Raw genomic sequence first — 22,619 nt, 5'->3', positions numbered from 1 at the left:
TTTTTATTTAAACTTAACTACAATGATTTCATTCCGCTTCATGAATAACTTCACTGCATAACACCTGAAGTTTGGCTCGAATATCCTTGAACTCTTCAATTCCAGTCCCCGTAATACTGTACCCTTCGGTATGGGCAGTCAGAAAGTTGTCCAGTGTCAGCTTTTCCAATTCCTGTTTCACTTCGCGTTCTCCTACACGATACCCCAGATCTTCAAGTCCGAGCAGCATCTCTGAGATCGTCACATCTTTATCCCGTGCACAATAAAGCATATGAATTCCTATGAACAAGTTCTGTACATCAGCGCGCATATTCCACCTCTTCCGGCTATATAGCCTTCGGTATTTATACTAGCATTACCCTCTGACCGATCCTCGGAAACATTATTGTAGCTGTTCCGCATTTCATGGACTTCAAGGAACATTCCATATTGTTACAGATTGGTATTGTCGCTTGACGTATCATGTCTAGCTGTACTATGTTGATAATTACAGTTAGGAGTTCATATTTGAATTTAAAGTACAGGAAGGTGATGCTTCATGTTTCAAGCTATGCCTTACGATGGAACACGCAACGAGCAGTTTGAAGCGGTTCTAATCCAACTAGAAGCATTAGTAAAGGACGAACCAAGTGCTACGGCCAACCTGGCCAATGCTTCGGCACTGCTTAAACACGCTATGCCGGATACGAATTGGGCCGGTTTTTATTTATTTGATGGCAAGGAGCTTGTGCTCGGGCCTTTCCAAGGTCTTCCTGCCTGCATCCGCATCCCGTTGTCTCGTGGAGTCTGCGGAACGGCTGCTGCGGAACGACGCACGTTAGTAGTTGGAGATGTGCATGCATTCCCGGGACATATCGCCTGTGACGCCGCTTCAAACAGCGAAATTGTTGTCCCGCTGATCAAGGATGATCGTTTGCTTGGCGTACTCGATATCGACAGTCCGCTGAAGGATCGTTTTGATGATGAGGAACGCCGGTTCCTGGAGCGGTTCGCAGCCCTGGTATCGGAAGTTATCTAAAGCAGCTCTGCTCTATAGAGCATAAGAAATAGGCTGTCTCATTTGTAGGAATCTCCTACCTATAAGACAGCCTATTCTTGTTAAGCCTATAGCCGTACCGGACTGATATTCCAAATCTCCGCGGCGTAGCGGCTAATCGTGTTATCGCTAGAGAATTTACCGGAATGACCAATATTTATAATAGACTTCTTCAGCCATTCCTGACGGTTGCGGTATGCCCGGTCAATCTCGACATGAGTCTCGACATAACTTGCGAAATCCTTAAGCACAAAGAATTCATCGTTATTATCCAAAAGAGAATGGAAAATGGTCTCAAACTCCGCACCATGACAGCATATAGGTCCCGGATTAACCAACTGATCCAATACTTCCTTCACACGGCTATCCCCATTGTAAATATCACGTGCGTGATAGCCGCCATGCTGATAATAATCCATTACCTGCTCAGCACGAAGACCGAACAGGAACATATTGTTGTCCCCTACCATCTCATGCATTTCCACGTTAGCGCCGTCCATCGTACCTACGGTTAATGCACCGTTCATCATAAACTTCATATTCCCCGTGCCGGAGGCCTCTTTACTCGCAGTAGAGATCTGTTCACTAATATCCGCAGCAGGAATGATCTTCTCGGCCAAGGATACCGAATAATTCTCAAGGAAAAAGATACGGATCTTGCCTTTAACATCCGGATCCTTGTTGACAGCCTCCGCCACAGTATTGATCAGCTTGATAATCCGCTTCGCCAAATGATAGCTTGGTGCCGCCTTTGCTCCGAATATAAACGTGCGGGGTACCATATCCATCGAAGGATTATCTTTGATTTGGTTGTACATATGCAGAATATGCAAAATATTTAGCAGCTGCCGCTTATAAGCATGCAGGCGCTTCACCTGAACATCAAAGATAGAGTCGGGGTCTACATGTACCGAATGCTTGCTGTAAATGTATTCAGCCAACTTGAGCTTATTCCTCCGTTTAATGCTGGCTACTTGTTCCTGGAAGGAAGCATCCTCACAATATTTAATCAAGCCAATCATCTCTTGCGGATGGCTCATCCAGCGGGTTCCTATCGATTGATTGATAAGGTTAGCCAGATCCGGATTGGCATGCATCAGCCAACGCCGGTGAGTAATCCCATTCGTCTTATTATTGAAGCGGTGCGGGTACATTTCATTAAAGAGCCGCATTTCGCGTTTCATCAATATTTCTGTATGCAGCGCCGCTACCCCATTAACACTATGGCTCGCCACAATCGCCAGATGGGCCATGCGAACCTGATCGTCATGAATAATCGCCATCTGTGAAATCCGGTCCTGATCACCGGGATAACGACTCATCAGCTCGCCGCAGAAGCGGGCATTGATCTCTTCAATAATAAGAAAAATACGCGGAAGCAAGTCCCTGACCATTTGAATAGGCCATTTCTCCAGGGCTTCGCTCAAGATCGTATGATTAGTATAGGAAACCATACGAGTTGTAATACTCCACGCTTCATCCCATCCTAAGCCATGTACATCCATCAGAATCCGCAGCAATTCAGGAATTACAAGCGTCGGATGTGTATCATTGATATGAAGCGCAACCTTGTCGGGCAGCGATTGTATAGGGAGTCCAAGCTTTCCAAAGGTTCGCAGAATACTTTGCAGGCCAGCACTGCAGAGGAAGTATTGCTGCTTCAACCGCAACAGCTTGCCTTCGTATTGAGAGTCATCCGGATACAAGAACTCTGAGATGGATTCTACAGAACGCTTATATTCCAGGAATTTATGATAGTCTGATCCGGCAAAAGAGCCAAAGGTTCTGGTTGGCTGAGTGATGGACTCCGCACTCCAGTTGCGCAGTGTATTCACATGCCGCCGATCTGCACCAATGATAGGCACATCATACGGAACTGCACGAACGGCCTCATATTGACTATGCTCAAAGATAAGCCGCCCGTTCTCCTCGCGAGTCTCAATCACACCCCAGAACCTTACTTCTACCTGCTTGTCTTCACGACGCACTTCCCATACATTATCATTTTGCAGCCAGTAATCGGGCAGTTCCACCTGATACCCGTCAACGATTTTCTGCTCGAACAGGCCGTATTTATAACGTATACCGCAACCATGCCCCGCATATTGCAGGGAGGCCAGTGAATCCAAGAAACAAGCAGCTAGACGTCCAAGTCCTCCATTGCCAAGCCCAGCGTCGGCTTCTACCTCCTCAATATCCTGCAGCGAGAAACCAAGATCGGCCAATCCCTCACGCACGACCTCCAGCACGCCCATATTCAGCAGATTGTTCCCCAGAAGTCTTCCGATCAGAAACTCCATAGAAAAATAGTATACCTGCTTATCCTTATCCGTCTTGTACTTTTGATTGGTATCCGCCCAATTTTTCCCGGCATTCTCGCGAATCATGTTGCCTAATATTTTATAGACATCAGCATTCGAGGCTTCCTCCAAAGGTTTGCCCAATTTACTGATGAGCGTCTCGCGAAACACCTGTTTGAAAGTTTCTTTATCGTTAAACAACAGCAGGTTCCTCCTGACAAAAGCTTTTTTTAGGGATGCATTAGACTATGCCTGTAGATCAGATAGGTTATACTGTTTCGTTTCATCTAATCCAGTTGGTTTATATTTTGCTGCTCTTGGCGATGACGAAGGGACGTTTACTATCCCCGACGAGAATTCGATTCTTACTTAATTGTACGTCCTTATCCATGATCACATTCTCAATAACAGCATCTTCTTCTATAATGCACTTCTGCATAATTACAGAGTTGATGATCTTCGCTCCTTTACGTACCTGAACCCCTCGAAAGATCACGCTGTTCTCCACCGTTCCAGCTATAATGCAGCCGTTAGCCACCAGTGAATTGCTGACATTTGCGCTCTCTAAATATCGGGTAGGAGCCTCATATTTAATCTTCGTCTGCACTGGACTTTCTTTGAACAGACTAAAGTAATTCTCCTGCTGAAGCAGCTCCAGACTATTCTTATAATAGCTTTCCAATGAATTAATTACGGCATGATAGCCATGATACTCATAAGCAGCGATTTTGAATTTATGGCGGTTTTTCTGGATCACATCACGGAAAAAGTAACTCTCCCCATGTGCAATGCAATATTCCACCTGCTCCAGGAACAGTTTTTTCTCCATAATGAAGATATCGAGATATAAATTGGGATGATCCTTCTCATGATGGATATTGGTCACATTATTCTCTTCGTCCACTTCAATACGCTGGCATAACTCATGCTCTGGCTGCAATTGCTCTATTTTTTTGTATACTACTGTAACATCGGCACCCTTCTCCAAATGGTAGCTGTACAAGTCCTGAAGATCGATAGTATTAATGTGCTGGCTGCCGGAAAACACAATATATTTTGCAGATCCCCGTTTAAAAAGATCCATATTATTATGATAATGCTGAAGGTCGCCAAGAGAAGTATCGGTGGGATCATTCCAGTCCGGAGGCAAAATAAATAGTCCCCCATGCTTGCGATTCATATCCCAAGATTTCCCGTCACCCAAATGGTCCATTAAAGAACGGTATTTACGGCGAACAAACAGGCCCACGCTCTCCAGATCCGCACGCATCATATTGGAAAGCACGAAATCTATCAACCGATAACGACTGGCAAAAGGTACGGCTGCACCACAGCGGAAATAAGTGAGTTCATTTAGTTTATCTAGTTCATGATCCAGATTAATTACACCCATGAGTTGCTTCATCGGAATCCACCGTCCTCTTATAATTTATAAGAAAGTATAAGTTTCACGATATACTTTATCCTTATAAATCTCGCATAAACGCTTACCGTCCCTAGAAGGACGCCGAAGGCGTTTTAGCTTGATTATATGGTTTTGGCCACAGCTGATTTACGTTTTTTGCTTTTATTGTCGATCAGCAGAATTTCGTTCTCGTTCTCCCGCTCGATGCCTATTTCCATATAATCGTCGATTACCGTATTCTCACTAATAATTGCTTTATGAATGCGTACGTTCTTACCAATCTTAACCTTAGGCATAATTACGGAGTCCGTAATCACACTGCCTTCCCCTACCTCTACGCCATAAAAAAGAACCGAGTGCTTCACTTCACCATGCACAATGCAGCCTTCATTAATAATGCATCCTGACACTTTCGCCCCAGGTGCGACATATTGGGCAGGTTGATTCGGATTGCGTGTAAATATACGCCAGCTGGGATCATTTAGATTAAGCGGTGGATTATCGCTCAGTAAATCCATATTCGCTTCCCACAGGCTTGCTACCGTACCAACGTCTCTCCAATACCCTTCAAAAGGGTAGGCAAATAAAGAGTTTCCGTCTTCCAGCATCAAAGGAATGATATCCTTACCAAAATCGTGAGATGACCCTATATTCTCTCCGTCCTCCAGTAAATGCTTGCGGAGAATTTCCCATTTAAAGATGTACACACCCATAGAAGCTAGCGTGCTTTTTGGCTGTGCAGGCTTCTCTTCAAATTCGTAAATTTTCAGATCGTCCTCCGTATTTAAGATTCCAAATCGACTTGCTTCCTCCAGCGGAACGTCAATCACAGAAATTGTGCAATCTGCATTTCTCTCCTTGTGGTATTGCAGCATAGCATGATAATCCATTTTATAAATGTGATCACCGGATAGAATAAGAACATGCTCAGGGTCAAACTGATCTACAAATTTAAGATTTCGATAAATCGCATCGGCTGTTCCCCGATACCAGCTGCTTCCATTCTCACGTTCATGCGGTGGCAATACAAATACTCCACCATTCTTACGGTTCAAATCCCAATCACTGCCTACTCCGATGTAAGAATGTAGTATAAGTGGCTCATACTGTGTCAATACACCGACAGTATCAATACCCGAGTTGGAGCAGTTACTTAAAGGAAAGTCGATGATCCGATAAGTGCCCCCAAAATAGACAGCGGGCTTGGCAAGCGATTTGGTTAAACCTTTCAATCTTTTGCCTTGGCCTCCAGCCAATAGCATGGCTACCATTTCTTTTTTCTTCATGGAAAAGCCTCCCTTGACTTATGGGTAATATAAAGTTCAGCAAACCTAGGATGAATGAACAGAATTCCAGAAAGAAGTGAATTAGAAAAGAAATACACCAGAAAGAAATGAGCCTTGATAGGAAGATGACAAAGTTGAAAAAACGAGGAAGGAAATTTTACACGTTCGGATGATCTAACCTAAAATAGGGAGAGCATTCTCCAAAATCAGGAGCCTGAATCAGGAGATTATCCTTATTGTAAAGTGTTCTATATTCTTCGTCAAAACCCTTTATCGCAATTCCGAAATTCCGGAATTTTTAACCCTGTTTGTCATTAAACACGTTAATATTCCTTATAACTAGATTAACCAATTTAAAGCCATGTGAAAGAAATTCACTCATTTATTCTAGAAAAAGAATCATCCGGTCTTCAGCAAACATTCAACCGGATATGGCATAATGAAGCTATCTATCACCGATTTGGAGGAACCTATGATGAAAGCAGTACAAGGAGTTCGACTTCTGCTCGTAGATGATGAGCCTCATATATTACAGTTCCTGGAGCTGGGTCTCCTTAACGAAGGTTTCGAAGTACGAACCGCGTCGGACGGGCTAAGCGCCATTTCGATTGCAGCTGAATTCAAGCCCCATGTAGCTATCCTGGATGTTATGATGCCGGGTATGGATGGGTTCGAGGTATGTCACTATCTGCGCTCGGAAGAGACAGAGGTAGCTGTCATCATGCTTACTGCAAAAGACGAAGTGGATGATCGCGTAAAAGGACTATCTATTGGTGCTGACGACTATATGGTCAAGCCCTTCAGCTTTGATGAATTACTAGCGCGGATCCAAGCGCGGCTGCGGAATCAGTTTCCGGGGCTGCTGGGTGAGGTCCGCTGCGGTCCTTTCCGAATTGACAGTCGGCGAAAGGAAATCCGCTTCAGGGAGGAAGTACTTGAGCTCTCCCCTACGGAATACGAGTTATTGCAGTATCTCGTTATCAATCACGGCCTTGTACTCAGCAAGCCTATGATTCTTGATAAAGTGTGGGGCTATGATTTTGGCGGTGAGGAAAATATTGTTGAGGTCTATATCCGTTCGCTTCGTGAGAAGCTCGGAGATAAGGAGCACCGTATTATCCGTACCCTGCGGGGCGCAGGCTACCGGGTGGATCTATGAGCACTCCCATCTTCAGATGGCTTCGTAGACTGCCTGCACCACGTTCCTTGCGAAAACAGCTGCTTGCCACATCGCTGCTCATTCTATCAGGATTGCTGCTGCTGATTGGAGTCTTACAATATATCCTTATGCGAGATTTTATATACAGCAATAGAGCGGAGTCTATGGAAGCGCAAATACGTTCTGTCCCCCGTGAGATGTTTTTTAACTTTTTTAATTCCTATGACGAGGACACCACAGGTATTAATGAAACGAACAAAGAGTTTAACAGCAGTTTCCCGTTGGAAAGAGAAGACATGAATAAAATGCCAAGTGGGCTGCGAACTGGCGAGAACCGGCGTCCGCTTTTGCTTGATGCCCATACAACTCTCGCCATGTACAGCTCGGATGGCACCTTCAGGGATTTACAGCAATTAACCCTCTCAGATATAGCAGCACCCAGGCTGACCAATGAGCAATACGATGCGCTGCTGATTCACACCACGGATAGGGCGACAGGAAATTACAAGCTCATCCAAGCTGAAGACGGAACTGAACATCTAGCCATATTCATGAATCTTTATAGGCCTGGAAATACTAGATTGCTGCTGCAAATGAGTGTGAGCACGGGGCCATTGACGGATGTGATAATGCAGCAGCTGCTGATCTACGCAGGTTTGTCAGTGATTGCTTTATTGACTGGATTATTCCTATACTTGCCGGCCCTGCGCAAGACGTTAGTTCCTCTATCTAATATGGGAGAATCGGCTGAGATCATTAATGCCGGTAATTTGGACATTCGGTTTCCAGTTGACCAAGGACAGGCCGAGATCGACAAGCTTGCTCATTCATTCAATGGTATGCTCGAACGTCTCGAAATATCCTTTCATAATGAACGGGAGGCCAAGGAGCAGATGCGCAGGTTCGCTGCCGATGCTTCCCACGAGCTTAGAACTCCGCTTACCTCAATACACGGTTTTCTTGAGGTCTTGCTGCGGGGCGCCGCTGATAATAAAGAACAGTTATATAACTCGTTGCGAAGCATGCATGGTGAATCGAAACGGATCAATAAGCTGGTCGAGGATCTGCTACTGCTCGCTCGAATGGACGGAGCTCCACAGCTGCAGATGACTGATCTGATTCTCAGCGAGGTGATTCACGAAATGAAACCGCATCTGCTTTTGCTGGCGGATCAACGTAAAGTTACATTTGATATCTCCTATGGCATCCGTGGTAAATATGATCCCTATAAGCTCAAGCAGGTGATTCTGAATCTGTTCCACAATGCAGTTCAGCATACCGATGCCGCGACAGGGAGCATTCATCTCTCTTTACAAGCGGAAGGAAATCAAGCTCTATTAAGCGTGCGGGATAATGGCTACGGAATTCCCGGAGAGCATCTCCCACATATCTTTGATCGATTCTACCGCAGTGACTCCTCTCGCACACGTAAATACGGCGGATCAGGTTTGGGTCTCTCCATTACAAAATCTATTGTCGAGGCACATCACGGCAAGATTAGTGTAAATAGCACCGTTGGCGAGGGCACAACGTTTACGGTTAGCCTGCCTTGCGAGGAAGGATTAGCCAAGGAAGAGTAACAACCGTTATAATTAAGAGGAACTGGAGCATCGCTCCACAAAACCAAGCGTATGCTTTCGTTGCCAGTTTTGCTATGTAGTCCATTCTAAGGAGCATCGCTCCACAAAACTTTTAGGAGGTAAATACATGTACGAAATCGCCGTAATTGGCGCCGGTCCTGCCGGTGCAAGCGCAGCCCTGTTCGCCGCCAAGGCGGGCAAAAAAACGCTGCTGATCGACAACGATAAGGGCATGACCCGCAGAGGTTGGTTTGAGAACTTTTATGGAATTTCCGAAGTAGGTGGTCCTGAGCTGGTCGAAACCGGGCATAAGCAAGCCGTTAAATTTGGCGCTGAGCTGGTTTCCGAGCAGGCTATCAACCTCACCTCCAGCGGCAATGGTTTTGTCATTGAAACTGAAGATGGAATTATCTATGAAGCAAAACATGTCATTCTTGCCACAGGCGCCCTTACAGATCTAGCTGCCAAAGCTGGTGTAGAGACTAAGGATGGTACAGAGCCAAGAATCAAAACTGTAGTAGCCGTTGATGCTGAAGGCAAAACGAATATCGCAGGCATTTGGGCTGCTGGTACTGTTGCTGGAGTAAGTGTACATGCCATTATTACCGCAGGCGATGGTGCGAAGGTAGCTATTAATGTAATTAGCGAGTTAAATGGTGCGCGTTACGTTGATCATGATGTGCTAAAAGCTTAAACTATACTCAAAACATAAATCCGGAGGATGATTCTTAGGAATCGGTCTTTCGGATTTTTTCGTCCCCAAGGAGAAACAAGTTACGAAATTTAATAATAACTGCACTTGATGCAGCTATTTCATACAATAACACCCACATGGCTGTTTTAAGTGTATTTTATGCAACTAAAAACAGGCTAACTGAGCATTCTAGCTAAAATGTGAAGATATAGATGTATCAAGTGCAACTAAATCGATTTGCAGCTGTCCCCCCATACTTTTAATTGTATAAAGTACACTTATTTGCTCGTTCCTCACCGCCCTTGGAGCGCCGCACGCAAAAAACTGCTTCAAAACCTCATCCCACCGCCGAAGCCGGTGTTATGATCGTTTGAAACAGTTCCTCTCCCTCAACTGTGTATACTCCAATGCAAGGAGTCCACTTCTTTTTCTCTTCCCTTAAGACTAGCAGCCAGCTCCTGCAAATACGGAACCAATAATGGGCGCAAATCCTCCCGCATCAAACCTACCTCCAGCGTGGCTTTAATGTAACCAAATTTATCACCAATATCATAACGTTTGCCGATTAAATCCAGCGCCAGCAATCCTTCTTGCCGGCATACCTCGTGCAAAGCATCCGTCAGTTGATATTCACCGCCCGCTCCACGTTCGAGGTTAGCCAGTACTGAGAATATCGTAGGCTCCAAAATGTATCGCCCCATAATGGCGTACTCTGAAGGAGCCGTTTCAGGCGAGGGCTTCTCTACCAATCCTTTTACTTCATGAACTCCATTTAGTGAGCCGTTGGAGGAGATAATCCCATATTTGTTAACCTCCGGCCGTGGCACCTGCTGCACACCGACGATAGTCTGCTCCTCTTGCTCATACAATCTCATCATCTGCAGCAGCGCCGGGTCCTCCGAGACCATAATATCGTCACCAAGCAGAACAGCAAAAGGTTCATCACCGATAAATTGTTCCGCACAAAGGATGGCATGGCCCAGTCCCAGCGGCTCTTTTTGCCTAATGTAATGGATGCTCGCTAGCTCACTAATTAGCTGGACTTCACGAAGTAGATCCTCTTTCCCTTTTTCCAAAAGCGTCTGCTCCAGCTCCACCGATTTATCAAAATGATCTTCAATCGACTTCTTATTGCGGCCGGTCACGATGATAATACTTTCAATACCAGAGCGGACGGCTTCTTCTACGATATATTGAATCGCTGGTTTATCCACAATGGGCAGCATTTCTTTTGGCTGAGCCTTAGTGGCAGGCAGAAAACGAGTGCCTAAGCCCGCGGCGGGAATGACAGCTTTTCTAATCTTCATCAGGAATCCCTCCCTTGCAGTTTATTTACGGAGATGGGTCACAGGGTGCTCACGAATGTTCTTTTGCTGCCCCTTACCTTCATAGAACTCTTGAACAATATAAAGCGGACGTCCCTTAGTTTCGTCATAAATCCGGCCGACATACTCACCTAGTATTCCTAGCATAATGAGTACAAATCCATTGAAGGTCAGCGTAATTCCAATCATCGAAGCCCAGCCCTTAACAACTGAATCTGTAAAAATCACCAGGTACAAGACATACATAAGGTACAGAAAACCAGAAGCCGACAGCAGTGCGCCCAAATATCCTGCCAGCTTCAGCGGCTTATAGGAAAAGGAGGTGATTCCGTCCAAAGAGAGCTTGATCATACGTTTTAGTGGATATTTAGTTTCCCCCGCCAGACGTTCATCCCGTTCATATTCAATCGCCTTCTGACGGAAACCAACCCAGCTGACCAGTCCGCGCACGAAACGGTTTTTCTCCGGTAGACGTTTGAGCTCTTCGCAGACCCTACGATCTATAAGCCGAAAATCACCCGTATCCACAGGGATAGAAATATCGGTTGAATAACGCAGAATTCTATAAAAGAGGCTGGCCGTCCACTTTTTGAATAAGGATTCACCATTACGCTTCACCCGTTTAGCATATACAACTTCATACCCCTTCTTCCATTCCGCAATCATGTCCAGAATCAGCTCAGGCGGGTCTTGCAAATCAGCATCAATAATGACAACTGCATCCCCAAGGGCATAGTCCATTCCGGCAGTAATAGCGATCTGATGTCCAAAGTTACGTGACAAATCGATCAGCTTCACACTCTCATCCCAGTAGCTATATTCCTCGATCATCTGGGCACAGTTGTCGGTGCTGCCGTCATTCACGAAGATCAGCTCATACACTTCCTCCGTCATTGCCATCACTTTTTTAATACGGCGATACGTTTCCTGAATGACTGCCTCTTCATTAAACATCGGTATAATAATGGAATAGCGCACGTTGATACTCATGAGCAGCTCCTCCTTTAATTTGAATGCTGAAGCGTGCCTGCAAATGTATGAGCACGCTTCGTATCCTGAAACACTGAACTAGTTAACTGTAACTTTGTATAACGTTCCGCTGTTGCCAGCATCGTTCCCTGCCCAATCCGCTGCTGGAACCTCTATGCCATTGTCGGTAATCCAAGTAGATAGCGTAGAGTTTCCTCCACGCCCACCACCCATACCGCCGCTGCTCAGCAGGAAGTATTTCACCTTTCCACTCTCTACTAACGTTTTAAGGGTATCTGTGGTATATACTGTGTCCGAATTGGAAAACCCGTTCAGAATAACAACCGATGCCCCCTTATCGACGATATAAGGAGCTGCTGTACCATAATCCAATACGGCAAACAGATAAGGCTCTCCAGTATTGTTTTCCTCCAGATAGGACAACAGACTCTCATTCGCACTTGTGGCGCTATTACGCCCAAAGTTGCTAGAATTACCGCCCATTCCTCCTCTGCCCTCACTGCTGCCTGGTCCTGCTTCAGGGGTTTGGCTGTTCAGGCCATAAGTAATTGGGGTAGCTGCCCAGTAGAGCGGGCCAATTAACAATACTAGTACAGCAACAATACTTGCCGAGAAAACAAATGGCTTCTGCTTACCTTTAAGAACGACCAGCACCAAAGAAACAACTATACCGGCAGCCAGAATGCCAATCGACCAGCCCCTGCCAATCGTATCGTCATAAGGACGAATAATGTACCACTGAAAAGCTGCTGTAACCAGCGTCGCAACTGGCAATAGCCATGACAGCCAACCAGAGTGCTCGCGATACAGACTCCAGAGCTTTGACCAGCCTGCACCGACCAGCGCGGCTATCGGCGGAGCCATCATCACCAGATAATATTGATGGAAGAATCCCGCAATACTGAAGAATCCCATCACCGGCACCAGCCATGCTAACCAGAATAGAGCTTCTTTATGCCCTTGCGTAAAGTTCCTTCTCCGCAGATTAGCGAATAATCCAATACAACCAAACAATACAAAAGGCAGCATCCAGCTGGCCTGACCTGACAGCTCTGATTGGAACAGGCGCAGTGGACCTGCGGTTCCAGTATTGAACATTCCACCTCCGCCGCCATTCATGCCGCCGCGTTGTCCTTGACCCCCACCTTCACCACCAAATTGCCGGTTTTGATTATCTGTTCCACCGCCGGGTGGTTGCCCTGGAGAACCTCCATCATCGGCGCCATTTTGACTGTCTGAGGTTGAATTTATGCCTTGCCGACCCGAAAATACTCCACGTCCGCTATCCGTACCATTTTCAGCATCTGCCCCGTTCATAGCGGGTCTTTCACCATTCATAGCTGGCATCTCGCCATTCATATTCGGCATCTTGCCACCATTCATTGAAGGCATTCCACCTCCGCCACCACCTGTCCCCCGATCACCCGTCAATCGCGCGACACCATTATAACCAAAGGCAAGATTGAGCACGGAGTTAGTACCGCTGCTGCCGATATAAGGTCGTTTACTAGCGGGAATCGAATCCACTATCACTGCCCAGGATAACGAGACCACGAGTAATATAGCTGTCGAGGCCGCTAATACTCCAGTTTTTCGCTTCCAGTTCACTTTCGCAGCCAAGACATAAAAGAGATAAAAAGCCGGCAAAACCATATAAGCCTGCAGCATCTTCTCATTAAACCCAACACCGATTAAAGCGAATGCGGCAAGGAGACTGCCCAGCTTATTACTCTTCGTTCCTTTAAATAAAAACCAAACCGCCAACAGTATCGTGAATACTAACAAAGCATCAATGTTATTCGTCCGGCTAACAGCCGCCGCTACTGGAGTTGTTGCCATGGCCAGCGCTGCTAAACGTGCTGCTGCTTTACCAAAGGTAGGTTTAACCAGAAGGTATACGAGCAACACGGAGCCCATGCCCCCAAGCGCCTGAGGCAAAATTACACTCCAGCCATGCAGCCCGAAGATGAGTGCGCTAAGAGTCTGAATCCAAAAGGTGACTGGTGGTTTATCCACCGTGACTGAACCCGCAGAGTCGAGTGAAGCGAAGAAGAAATTATGAAAGTTTTGCAGCATACTTCCCACGGCAGTGGTGTAGTATGTATTCACATAGTGGTCATTCCAAACTCCATAACCGTACAAAAAAGCAGCGAGTATTAAAATGAGCCACAGTATAAGATCCGAGCTTATTTTTCTAGCAAAACTCATCTCCATTCACTCCTATCCCTTAATCGTTCTATATGCCGGCAGTTCTGTAACTCCGGCCCAAGCTTTCCGTAGGTGTATTATTTCATCCATACCTTAACTCTCAATGAGTGCAAGCTGAATGTTTGCTGAATAAATGAGGCTGCCGGCACGCAAAAAAAGACCCCACAATGTGGAGCCTTTCGGTACCCTTTTCAATCCAAACTAAGTTATTCCATCTTGCCTATGGCAACAAGCTTATTCACCGTGTTCCAGTTGCGTGCGGTAATGGGCATCCCGAGTATTTTGTCAAAAGGGACTTTAAAAAGCGGCGATTGGCTCACACTGACCTCATATAATATATACATCTCTCTGCCGACAAAACGCACTTTATCCGGTCCATTCTCATAAGTGCGCAGTTTATCCAATGCTTCCGCTGAAGGCTCGGCTGGTAAAAAAGTAACATACCATCTTTTGAATTCCTCTGGCTCGGACAGCTGAAAGGGATCGTTAGCGATCACGTTCTCCATTTCTGCTAAAGTGCGGATAATAACAGAGACCTCGAATCCAAAAACCTCATGAATCTGACGTTCAATGACTCCGCTAAGCAGGCCCACCGAACCTTCATCATTCTCAAAAACGACATTTCCGCTCTGTATATACGTTCGTACATTTGCAAATCCAAGAGCTTGAAACATCGCCTTCAGGTCCAACATTTTTATAATTTTGTTCCCGCCGACGTTAATTCCACGCAGCAGCGCAATATAGGTAGTCATAGAATACGCCTCCTCTTTTGTGCCATGATCAGCTTACCTCTACGGCTAAGGTGTGTAGACGTTTACGGACTTCTTTTACCAGCAGCTCCTTCTCTGGAGGCGAAAGCCCTTCCACCAGACGTGCGGCAGCGATCGGCAAAATCCAGCGGTCTACGTCCTCATAAGTGTGTCCTGATAATCTGAGATACTCTTGAATGTATCCCTTAGTTAATCTTTTTCTTATAAAACCTATCATTAATTTGGAGAAGGCAGAAGCTCCCGGAGGCATAGCTCCCAAACTGAACATCACTACGGAACGCGCAGCATCTCCAGCAGGTTCTCCTACTACACCTGTCATCCAGTCGATCACCCAGAGCTGTTCATCCATAAGCACATTGTCGGGATGAAAATCCCCATGACATAAACGAGTGCCTTCCGGCAGCTTCTCCAGATACTTCAAAATGACGGATTTTTCCTCTTCGCTCAGCATTGGGGCAACCATGATCTGACTTTTCAGCATATCCTTTTGCTGGCCGATTTCCTCTGTAGTTTCAAGCTTATGCAAATCACAATGAAGCCCCGCCATCAGCCTGGCATATTGGGTAACTTTCCAAGGCTTCTCCCCCATCACCTTTAGTAAAGAAGGACCCTGAATTTGTTGAAAAACGATACCTTGTCGATTCTGTTGAGAAATAAGCTCAAAAGGCTGAGGGGTCCGAACACCCCGCGCATGTACAAACTGGCTGATTTTATATTCCCGGCTGACATGTTGCTCTGCTATATCCTCCCGGTACAATTTAAGAATCCTCTGATCGTCATGCTGCCAGATCTCCGCTGTTCTGCCTTCCCCAACAAGCTTCGCCTTCATTCGGCATCCTCCATTTAGTCCAGATTAATGCGGGTAAAATGCTCAACTACCGGAAATGGGTCGTAGTAATGGTGAAGGAGTGCTTTCCATTCCTGATATTGGCTAGATTCTCTAAAACCAACAGTGTGGTCTTCAAGCGTTCTCCACTTCACCAGCAACAGATACTTATGATCATCCTCCAAGCAATGTTGTAATTCATGGCCCATATAACCCTCTATCGAGGAGATTAAGCTTGATGCCTCCTTGAAGCTTTGCTCAAATTCAGTAGTCAAACCAGGCTTCACTTGCAGCATCGCAGCTTCCAAAATCACACTCATCATCTCCTAAAGTTATTAATTTAACGCATCCCGGAAAAATTCATGATAGAAATTAATGATAACCAGCAGTATTGCTAGTGACTCATTGACACTGCCAACCTCCAGCGAATGATTGGCATCATCGATTCTATACACCTTCAAATGATTCAGCCCACTAATTTCACCAGAATGCTCTTCACCAAATAAGGGGTCACTGCCACCATAAATTACAGTACCCCGGCTCCGCTGAATTAGCGGCACCGCCTCAGGCAACGGGGTGATATATAGATGAGACGTCTTCTTCTGTATTTCTAGCTCCTCAGCTATTCTACCTGCAATAACAGCCCCCATGCTTTTACTTATAAAAAGAAATCTCTTATAATCGGGAAGAGAAGCGATCACCGCTTTACATTCCTCAATGATAATACTCATTTCTTCACGCTTGAAATCCACCCTTGCACTCTGGTAACCATATTCTAAAAGCAGAACATCACAATTATGCTCCCGGGCAGCCTTAGCCGCATAATCCAGCAGAGAGCGATCAGCTGAATAATTTTTACCCGGAAAAATAACAGCCAGTGCCTTGGACCCTTGGGTGATATATTTATGTTTAACCTCTCTACCCCAATAAGAGGACATAATGATATTGCTAACGTTCATACATGTTTCCCCTCTTCTACTCCTTAGACGGATTTAAAATGTTTAAAGAAATCTATCGTTTCTTGCAAATCTGCCTCATCTTTATAGATACTCATTACCCGCCCAATTTCAAGCGCAAAATCTACATATCCATTCGGCTTAGCGGTAATGATTGTTCCATCGACAACGACGTTAGATACGCCGGATTCATTGTCCACATAAACCTTACCATCCAGTACTCCGGCAGCCTTAAGAATGGATACCCCACCGCAAATGCCCGCAATGACTTTGCCTGCCCGATTCAGGCTTCTGATTAAATCTAATAGAGCCTCCTGCCCTATTAAATTATCTGTTTCCCCACCAGGGATAATCAATAAATCTATGGAGCTAACGTCCACATTTTCAACCAATACTGATGGATTCACAGAAAAACCCTCGCAGGAGATTAACGCCTTATCTTCCAAGCTCAAGGTATAAACCTCGCCCTTTGTTTTCATAAAATAAGCTGCCAATGTAACCTCAAACTGTACAAAGCTATCATATATAAGAATATATGTATTCAATGATGGATCAGCTCCCCTGTTCTCAAAAAAAGTAATCTCTATTCTATGTATCTATCATTATAGCATCATCGCCCTCTCCTGAAACTTACGGACTCAGAGGACGCTAACCAATAACAACTATGCGCTCCGCTAAGATTCCGAATGTAGGATTTCACCTAATTGCTCATAACAAAAAGGACACAAGCATCCCAATAGCCAGTTTTTATGGCTTACGAGACACCTGTATCCTCCTATTTAGAGCTATTGCTGCGACTGCGGCGCTATCTGTTTATTTTTACCTCGGCTCACAACAATTTCAGCGCAAATCCATAATATCAACGGAATAATCACCTGGAAAGGAAAAGCGTATATTTTATATATATGGTAAGAAAAATAGTAAATTTCCATAATATTCTTGTACACAAAATCCGCAAAATAGATCATGAGTAGTCCCATCTGAAGCACAACAGAGCGGTAACTCTTGAGCTTAAATACTTTAGCTACTCCAATACAAGATACGTAAAGGCATAAGCTTCCTTTAATAAATGTTGTGATTACAAAAGCCACTGCCGATGACGCTTCAATACGGGTCAAAAAATCTCCTACATTAATACGTCCTGCAGACACATAAGCTGGAAAATATAAACTAGATAGAACTTCAGGACCCAGCATCAATAGGTTCCGTAGGGTGGCCATAATAATAATTGTCCCAGCAATCGCTACGCTACCAAATAACACCTTCCTCACTGAGCTCTTGTTCGATAAATTAGCGAATGCTCCCAGAAAGACTATAATCTCGGCAAATGGAAATGAAAACGTGCCTAGGGTATCGTTAAATAATGGCTTCCAGCCTTTGTCTAGCAGAGGGAGTAAGTGATGATATTCCATTTTGGAAAAAGCTAATGTGACAATAACTAGATTAACAAATAATCCGAACAGTAACAGCAGATTAGAACTTCTCCCCAGTACTTCAATCCCCGCCTTAACTATCCAAACACACAACAATCCAAGGCATAGCATAGGCGCTAGCATTGGTGTTTCGGTTAAGGTAACGGATCTACTGAATTCTCCAAAAACCCTGAGAATTAGTGTCCCTAGATGGAAGGTATACCAAATATAGAGACAGGAGATGATTCGACCTAAGACGCCTCCGAACACGGTAATCAACATATCAAATAAATCCTTACCCGGTAATAGGACGTGGAGTCTGGCATATATCAGCAGCAGTGGGACCACCAGCACCATGGCTAATAATACGGCGATCCAGTTACTGTTACCGGATTCACCCGGTACGCCCATAAATATTGAAGTCCCCATAATAAACAAGACAGCAATACTAATAGCATGCCCTGTTGATATGATCTCTTTATTCATACTCGATTCTCCCTTTAGGCTTGTCCCCTAAAATAGCATCTTAATACAGTGTTCCAGGTATGGTGAAGGACTAGGGAGTGACCATCTCATTGCCAATGCAAAAGCAATACAGAATGAAATCAGACATAGTGCGGAAGAAACATAACAATCCCGCTTCATCCCCTGCTTCCATAGACCATAAGGATCGATCAAAACAATTAACGCATAGATAAATATGATCACAACAACCAATTTTATCACCTATTTTTGATGAATCTTGATAGACCTTGATGTTTGTGCACTGCTCTCAATAATCACCTTGGAATTCACTACTATCTCTACGTTAGAAAATTCCTTCCCCCAGTTTTTCTCGATTTTCTCCCAGGTCCGCGGCATTTTCTCATGAAGAAGCTCGCCAAACCCAAAAATATCTGCATGGTATTCCTTCTGAACCTTATGAATAATGGAGAGAATCTGCTCCTCCAGTTCTTTTTCAGCCCACCTTTCTATGGTTTTCTTGCTGTCTAGATTATTGAATTCTCCCGAAGACTTGACCTCATCCAGTCCGGTATGTGTCAGTGTATTAAGTTTTATTTGGAGCTTACCATTTACCCATACAGGTTTTATTTTTGTGCGATTGGATAAAATTTCGAGAGAAAAGTTAGGCTCTCCACTCTCATCCTTTACGATTAAAACGCCTCCCTTGATTTGATTGTTGGCAAACAGCATGTATTTCGTTTCTTCGCCACTGATCATACCGATCATTTTATCCATTTTGAATATAGCTGTTCCGCTAACTCGTGCATTCTTTATCTTATTTTGTTCATGAACATAAATTAACGGAGCGATAGCATATTCTCCAGAAGCCTCAAGCTTATCTATGAAATCCCAAATTTCCACAACCGGCGCTGTACTGACATTTTTCTCAGTCCTCATCTGCTGTGCAAGTGCATAAGACATAATACTCTCAGTCGAACTGCTTAGACTTATGATTTCTTGAGCCGACTTCTCTTTAGCAACAAAAATATACACATCCGATCGGGTTTCCGTATCCCTGTTGTACCAATCTATTACTTTAGTAACCCCCTCCCTTGCAATCTCTTCACTGAGGATAATCGCCTTAGAATGGCTCCAAAATAACTTTTTTCCAGTAATCGAGATCATTCCCCGCACAATATCAAACATGGTCTCGCCCGCGAGTGTAATCATTTTGAAGCCAGCCTGACTTGATTTCATCCCTTCCTTCGTATCTACAATCTCTGTTGTCACCAATAACTGGCCGTCTTTTTTCCCCTTATCAATTGCGACCCCAGCAACAATCGACATATCATCAATTTCAAAGTAGTTCCAGCAGCCTGTATTACAGATCAGAAGCATCATGGATATAACAATCAAAAGTATCCTTTTCAGCTTGCTCATGGTCTTCTCCTTATTTTATTGGAACCTTTTCTCCTCATATTTCGCGCTCCAATCAACGCCGGACGTAGATACATATGCCACCACGGTGCCCTGATCGCTGTATCTTTAATATCCTGAGGACGAATTGAGCCTACTCCAAGCATGTATGGAACTCCAAAGCTACGCAGACTCATCAAATGCACCACTAAACCAAGCATGCCAAGAAAATAACCGTATATCCCCAGGAAAAAACTCGCGCCCAGCAACAATGTTCTTACGATAATTAAAGGACCCGTCAGCCTTGGATTAAGTAGCGTCATGATCCCTGTTAAACCGACTACAATAATCATTGGAGCACTAACTATTCTGGCCTCCACCGCGGCTTGTCCTAACACAAGAGCGCCTACGATACTGATAGCCTGCCCTATATAGGTAGGTATCCGCTCTCCAGCCTCTCTTAGAATTTCAAATATAGTTAACATGAATAAAGCTTCTACTATTGTAGGAAAAGGGACTGCTACTCTTGCTGTAGAAATACTGAGCAATAACATGGTGGGGATCATTTCCTGGCTATAAGTAACTAAAGCTACGTAAAGAGCAGGAATACTGATCGACAAAAAAGCTCCAAAAACTCTTAACATTCGATTAAACGAACCAAAATAAAAGTTAATGTAATAATCCGAGCTGGCTTGAAAATTCTCTACAAATACATAGGGAACGGTCATTGCAAACGGGCTGCCTTCTATGAGCACGGCAACTCTGCCCTCCATCATGTTACTGACTACGGCATCCGGTCGCTCTGTACTTCCTGTCATCTCAAAGGGCGAATAGGGTTCGTCTCTAATTAACTCCGCCAGAGATGCCGTGTCCAGAATAAGATCTATGTCAATCTGTTCAATTCGGTTCTGTAATTCTTTGAGAATAGCCGGGGATGCCAAGCTTTCCATATAACAGATACATATCGGGGTTTTGGAACGTGTTCCCAGTGAACTAAAAACAAACTTTAACTCGGAATCTTGCACCCTGCGCCGAATAAGGGTGAGATTCACTAACAGTGATTCCGTAAACCCTTCTCTCGGGCCTTTGACACTTTTTTCGGTCACCGGTTCCGCAAGAGCCTTCGTCTCCCAACCCTGCGCACCAATGTTCAGAACACCCGCAAAGCCGTCCATTAGCAGTAAGGTCTTGCCAGCTATAATCGCGTAGATCATTTCATCAAAATTCTCAGAGACAACCACATCACTAATACTAATGACCTGCGTCCGGATGTTCTCCATCAGCTCGGCTTTATTGCCACAATTCTTTTTGGTAAAATCAAAAGCCATAACAGGCTTAATAATCCCTTCCTGGATCAAATGCTTGTCAACCATTCCGTCAACATAGACTAACCCAAAGCGAAGACTATCAGTAAACATGTTGCTAAACACTCTGATTCTAAGCGTTGCATCGTCCTTGAATATGTTTCGAAACAAAGTCATCATTTCATCCAGTGACGTACTCAGAGTCTGCTCAGATTTTGTGTTTTTTTTAGACGTATTGCTGTTTCCACCTGCTGGCCGTTCCTCCACAGTAGTCACTCCTGTCAGAATTAGGTTCCTAGAAATTATCCCCCGTCTCTCCAAATCCTATCCACCAAAATTATACTGAAAAGGGATCAACAAGAAAGATACGAGACTACTCCATACGCCGGGTTCGGCAGTTAAGTAACCCAATCTCCCTTGGGGTCACGCCAATAGCGACACACCGAGTACATCTTCAGACGCTTACGGACTCAGCCACGATAACACCGAATACATCACGATAACACCTATTAGATCCTCAGGCGCATACGGATCTAGGTACGATAACACCCACTACATCATTAGGCGCTTGCGGACTCAGCCTCGATAACACCGAATACATCATCAGGCGCTTGCGGATCTAGGACGATAACACCGAATGCATCCTCAGGCGCTTGCGGATCTAGGACGATTACACCGAATGCATCCTCAGGCGCTTGTGGATCTAGGACGATAACACCGAATGCATCCTTAGGCGCTTGTGGACTCAGGAGACGTTATTTGCATATTTATCGCCTTTTGGGCACAGTTTCGGACTCCAGCGCAGCTATTTCATCAAAAGTGGCTCAAACCGGGCGTTTTTCATGCCAATAGTGACTTTGGGGTCCGATAGCACACCAAAAGTCGATAAATGCAACGTTTAGGGGCTACTGGGTCCGTTAGCGCCAAAACACCCTCTCCCCGGGGAGCTTACGGACCTAGCACAATAACACCGAACACATCATCAGGCGCTTACGGACCTAGCACAATAACACCCAACACATCATCAGGCGATTTCGGGATCGGCCACGATAACACCGCATGCATCCTCAAGCGCTTTCAGCTCAGCCACGTAATACCGAATACATCCTCAGACGCTTAAGGACTCAGGAGACGTTATTTGCTCAATTATCGCCTTTTGCGAACAGTTTCGGACTCCAGTGCAGCTATCTCATCAAAAGTGGCTCAAACCGGGCGTTTTTCATGCCAATAGTGACTTTGGGGTCCGATAGCACACCAAAAGTCGATAAATGCAACGTTTAGGGGCTACTGGGTCCGTTAGCGCCAAAACACCCTCTCCCCGGGGAGCTTACGGACCTAGCACAATAACACCGAACACATCATCAGGCGCTTACGGATCTAGGACGATAACACCAGTACATCCTCAGGCGCATACGGATCTAGGTACGATAACACCCAGTACATCCTCAGACGCTTAAGGACTCAGGAGGCATTATTTGCTCAATTATCACCTTTTGCGCCCAGTTTCG

Annotated in this window: 19 protein-coding genes; 4 read left to right on the top strand and 15 right to left on the bottom strand. The window is 45.0% G+C overall.

Features of this window, described 5'->3' with window-relative positions:
- Nucleotides 1-28 precede the first annotated feature (28 nt).
- Complete coding sequence (locus MKZ09_RS03510) at nucleotides 29-310, bottom strand: hypothetical protein (RefSeq protein WP_036676794.1); 282 nt, start codon at nucleotides 308-310, stop codon at nucleotides 29-31.
- Nucleotides 311-538: 228 nt separating this feature from the next.
- Between MKZ09_RS03510 and MKZ09_RS03505 the strand changes: the two genes are divergently transcribed.
- Nucleotides 539-1,018, top strand: a complete 480-nt coding sequence (locus tag MKZ09_RS03505) for a GAF domain-containing protein (RefSeq protein WP_036676791.1) — start codon at nucleotides 539-541, stop codon at nucleotides 1,016-1,018.
- 86 nt (nucleotides 1,019-1,104) lie between these two features.
- Here MKZ09_RS03505 and MKZ09_RS03500 read toward each other — a convergent pair whose 3' ends face one another.
- The 3 genes from MKZ09_RS03500 to MKZ09_RS03490 form a co-directional block, all read right to left on the bottom strand.
- Nucleotides 1,105-3,537 carry a glycogen/starch/alpha-glucan phosphorylase gene (locus MKZ09_RS03500; RefSeq protein WP_036676789.1) on the bottom strand — a complete coding sequence of 811 codons (2,433 nt, stop codon included), beginning with the start codon at nucleotides 3,535-3,537 and terminating at the stop codon, nucleotides 1,105-1,107.
- A gap of 100 nt (nucleotides 3,538-3,637) precedes the next feature.
- A complete protein-coding gene (gene glgD / locus MKZ09_RS03495; protein ID WP_076138401.1) occupies nucleotides 3,638-4,741 on the bottom strand; it encodes a glucose-1-phosphate adenylyltransferase subunit GlgD in 1,104 nt (367 codons plus the stop codon).
- 122 nt (nucleotides 4,742-4,863) lie between these two features.
- A complete protein-coding gene (locus MKZ09_RS03490) occupies nucleotides 4,864-6,027 on the bottom strand; it encodes a glucose-1-phosphate adenylyltransferase (RefSeq protein WP_038568594.1) in 1,164 nt (387 codons plus the stop codon).
- 475 nt (nucleotides 6,028-6,502) lie between these two features.
- On the opposite strand from MKZ09_RS03490, the gene MKZ09_RS03485 reads away from it, so the two are divergent.
- From MKZ09_RS03485 to MKZ09_RS03475, 3 genes are all read left to right on the top strand, one after another.
- The gene (locus MKZ09_RS03485; protein WP_038568592.1) at nucleotides 6,503-7,186 is read left to right on the top strand and encodes a response regulator transcription factor; all 684 of its coding nucleotides are present in this window, start codon (nucleotides 6,503-6,505) and stop codon (nucleotides 7,184-7,186) included.
- Nucleotides 7,183-8,766, top strand: coding sequence for a sensor histidine kinase (locus MKZ09_RS03480; protein WP_076138399.1), 1,584 nt, complete (start codon nucleotides 7,183-7,185; stop codon nucleotides 8,764-8,766). The genes MKZ09_RS03485 and MKZ09_RS03480 overlap by 4 nt, the downstream gene beginning before the upstream one ends.
- 127 nt (nucleotides 8,767-8,893) lie before the next feature.
- On the top strand, nucleotides 8,894-9,460 hold the full coding sequence (locus MKZ09_RS03475; protein WP_036676776.1) for an FAD-dependent oxidoreductase: 567 nt from the start codon (nucleotides 8,894-8,896) through the stop codon (nucleotides 9,458-9,460).
- A gap of 389 nt (nucleotides 9,461-9,849) precedes the next feature.
- On the opposite strand, the gene galU is transcribed toward MKZ09_RS03475, so the two are convergent.
- The 11 genes from galU to MKZ09_RS03420 all read right to left on the bottom strand — a co-directional run bounded on the left by galU (nucleotide 9,850) and on the right by MKZ09_RS03420 (nucleotide 21,378).
- Complete coding sequence (gene galU, locus MKZ09_RS03470; protein WP_197740360.1) at nucleotides 9,850-10,770, bottom strand: UTP--glucose-1-phosphate uridylyltransferase GalU; 921 nt, start codon at nucleotides 10,768-10,770, stop codon at nucleotides 9,850-9,852.
- Nucleotides 10,771-10,788: 18 nt separating this feature from the next.
- The gene (locus MKZ09_RS03465; protein WP_076138397.1) at nucleotides 10,789-11,775 is read right to left on the bottom strand and encodes a glycosyltransferase family 2 protein; all 987 of its coding nucleotides are present in this window, start codon (nucleotides 11,773-11,775) and stop codon (nucleotides 10,789-10,791) included.
- Nucleotides 11,776-11,853: 78 nt separating this feature from the next.
- Nucleotides 11,854-13,983, bottom strand: a complete 2,130-nt coding sequence (locus MKZ09_RS03460) for a glycosyltransferase family 39 protein (protein WP_076138396.1) — start codon at nucleotides 13,981-13,983, stop codon at nucleotides 11,854-11,856.
- Between the two features lie 206 nt (nucleotides 13,984-14,189).
- Nucleotides 14,190-14,735, bottom strand: coding sequence for a DUF1697 domain-containing protein (locus MKZ09_RS03455; RefSeq protein WP_076138395.1), 546 nt, complete (start codon nucleotides 14,733-14,735; stop codon nucleotides 14,190-14,192).
- A gap of 28 nt (nucleotides 14,736-14,763) precedes the next feature.
- A complete protein-coding gene (locus MKZ09_RS03450) occupies nucleotides 14,764-15,582 on the bottom strand; it encodes a phosphotransferase family protein (RefSeq protein ID WP_076138394.1) in 819 nt (272 codons plus the stop codon).
- Between the two features lie 14 nt (nucleotides 15,583-15,596).
- Nucleotides 15,597-15,893, bottom strand: coding sequence for an antibiotic biosynthesis monooxygenase family protein (locus tag MKZ09_RS03445; protein ID WP_036676767.1), 297 nt, complete (start codon nucleotides 15,891-15,893; stop codon nucleotides 15,597-15,599).
- 21 nt (nucleotides 15,894-15,914) lie between these two features.
- Nucleotides 15,915-16,538, bottom strand: a complete 624-nt coding sequence (locus MKZ09_RS03440; RefSeq protein ID WP_076138393.1) for a hypothetical protein — start codon at nucleotides 16,536-16,538, stop codon at nucleotides 15,915-15,917.
- Between the two features lie 23 nt (nucleotides 16,539-16,561).
- Nucleotides 16,562-17,080, bottom strand: a complete 519-nt coding sequence (locus MKZ09_RS03435; RefSeq protein WP_076138392.1) for a DJ-1/PfpI family protein — start codon at nucleotides 17,078-17,080, stop codon at nucleotides 16,562-16,564.
- A 240-nt stretch (nucleotides 17,081-17,320) separates the two neighbouring features.
- Nucleotides 17,321-18,433 (bottom strand): GerAB/ArcD/ProY family transporter, encoded by a 1,113-nt coding sequence (locus tag MKZ09_RS03430; protein WP_076207545.1) that lies wholly within the window; start codon nucleotides 18,431-18,433, stop codon nucleotides 17,321-17,323.
- 240 nt (nucleotides 18,434-18,673) lie between these two features.
- On the bottom strand, nucleotides 18,674-19,831 hold the full coding sequence (locus MKZ09_RS03425; RefSeq protein ID WP_076138390.1) for a Ger(x)C family spore germination protein: 1,158 nt from the start codon (nucleotides 19,829-19,831) through the stop codon (nucleotides 18,674-18,676).
- The gene (locus MKZ09_RS03420) at nucleotides 19,828-21,378 is read right to left on the bottom strand and encodes a spore germination protein (RefSeq protein WP_143767374.1); all 1,551 of its coding nucleotides are present in this window, start codon (nucleotides 21,376-21,378) and stop codon (nucleotides 19,828-19,830) included. The genes MKZ09_RS03425 and MKZ09_RS03420 overlap by 4 nt, the downstream gene beginning before the upstream one ends.
- Nucleotides 21,379-22,619: the final 1,241 nt, after the last annotated feature.

Origin of the sequence: Paenibacillus sp. FSL R5-0908 (assembly GCF_038006245.1) — a bacterium.
GTDB classification, from domain to species: Bacteria; Bacillota; Bacilli; order Paenibacillales; family Paenibacillaceae; genus Paenibacillus_AQ; species Paenibacillus_AQ odorifer.
This window is presented reverse-complemented; position numbering and strand designations above follow the sequence as displayed.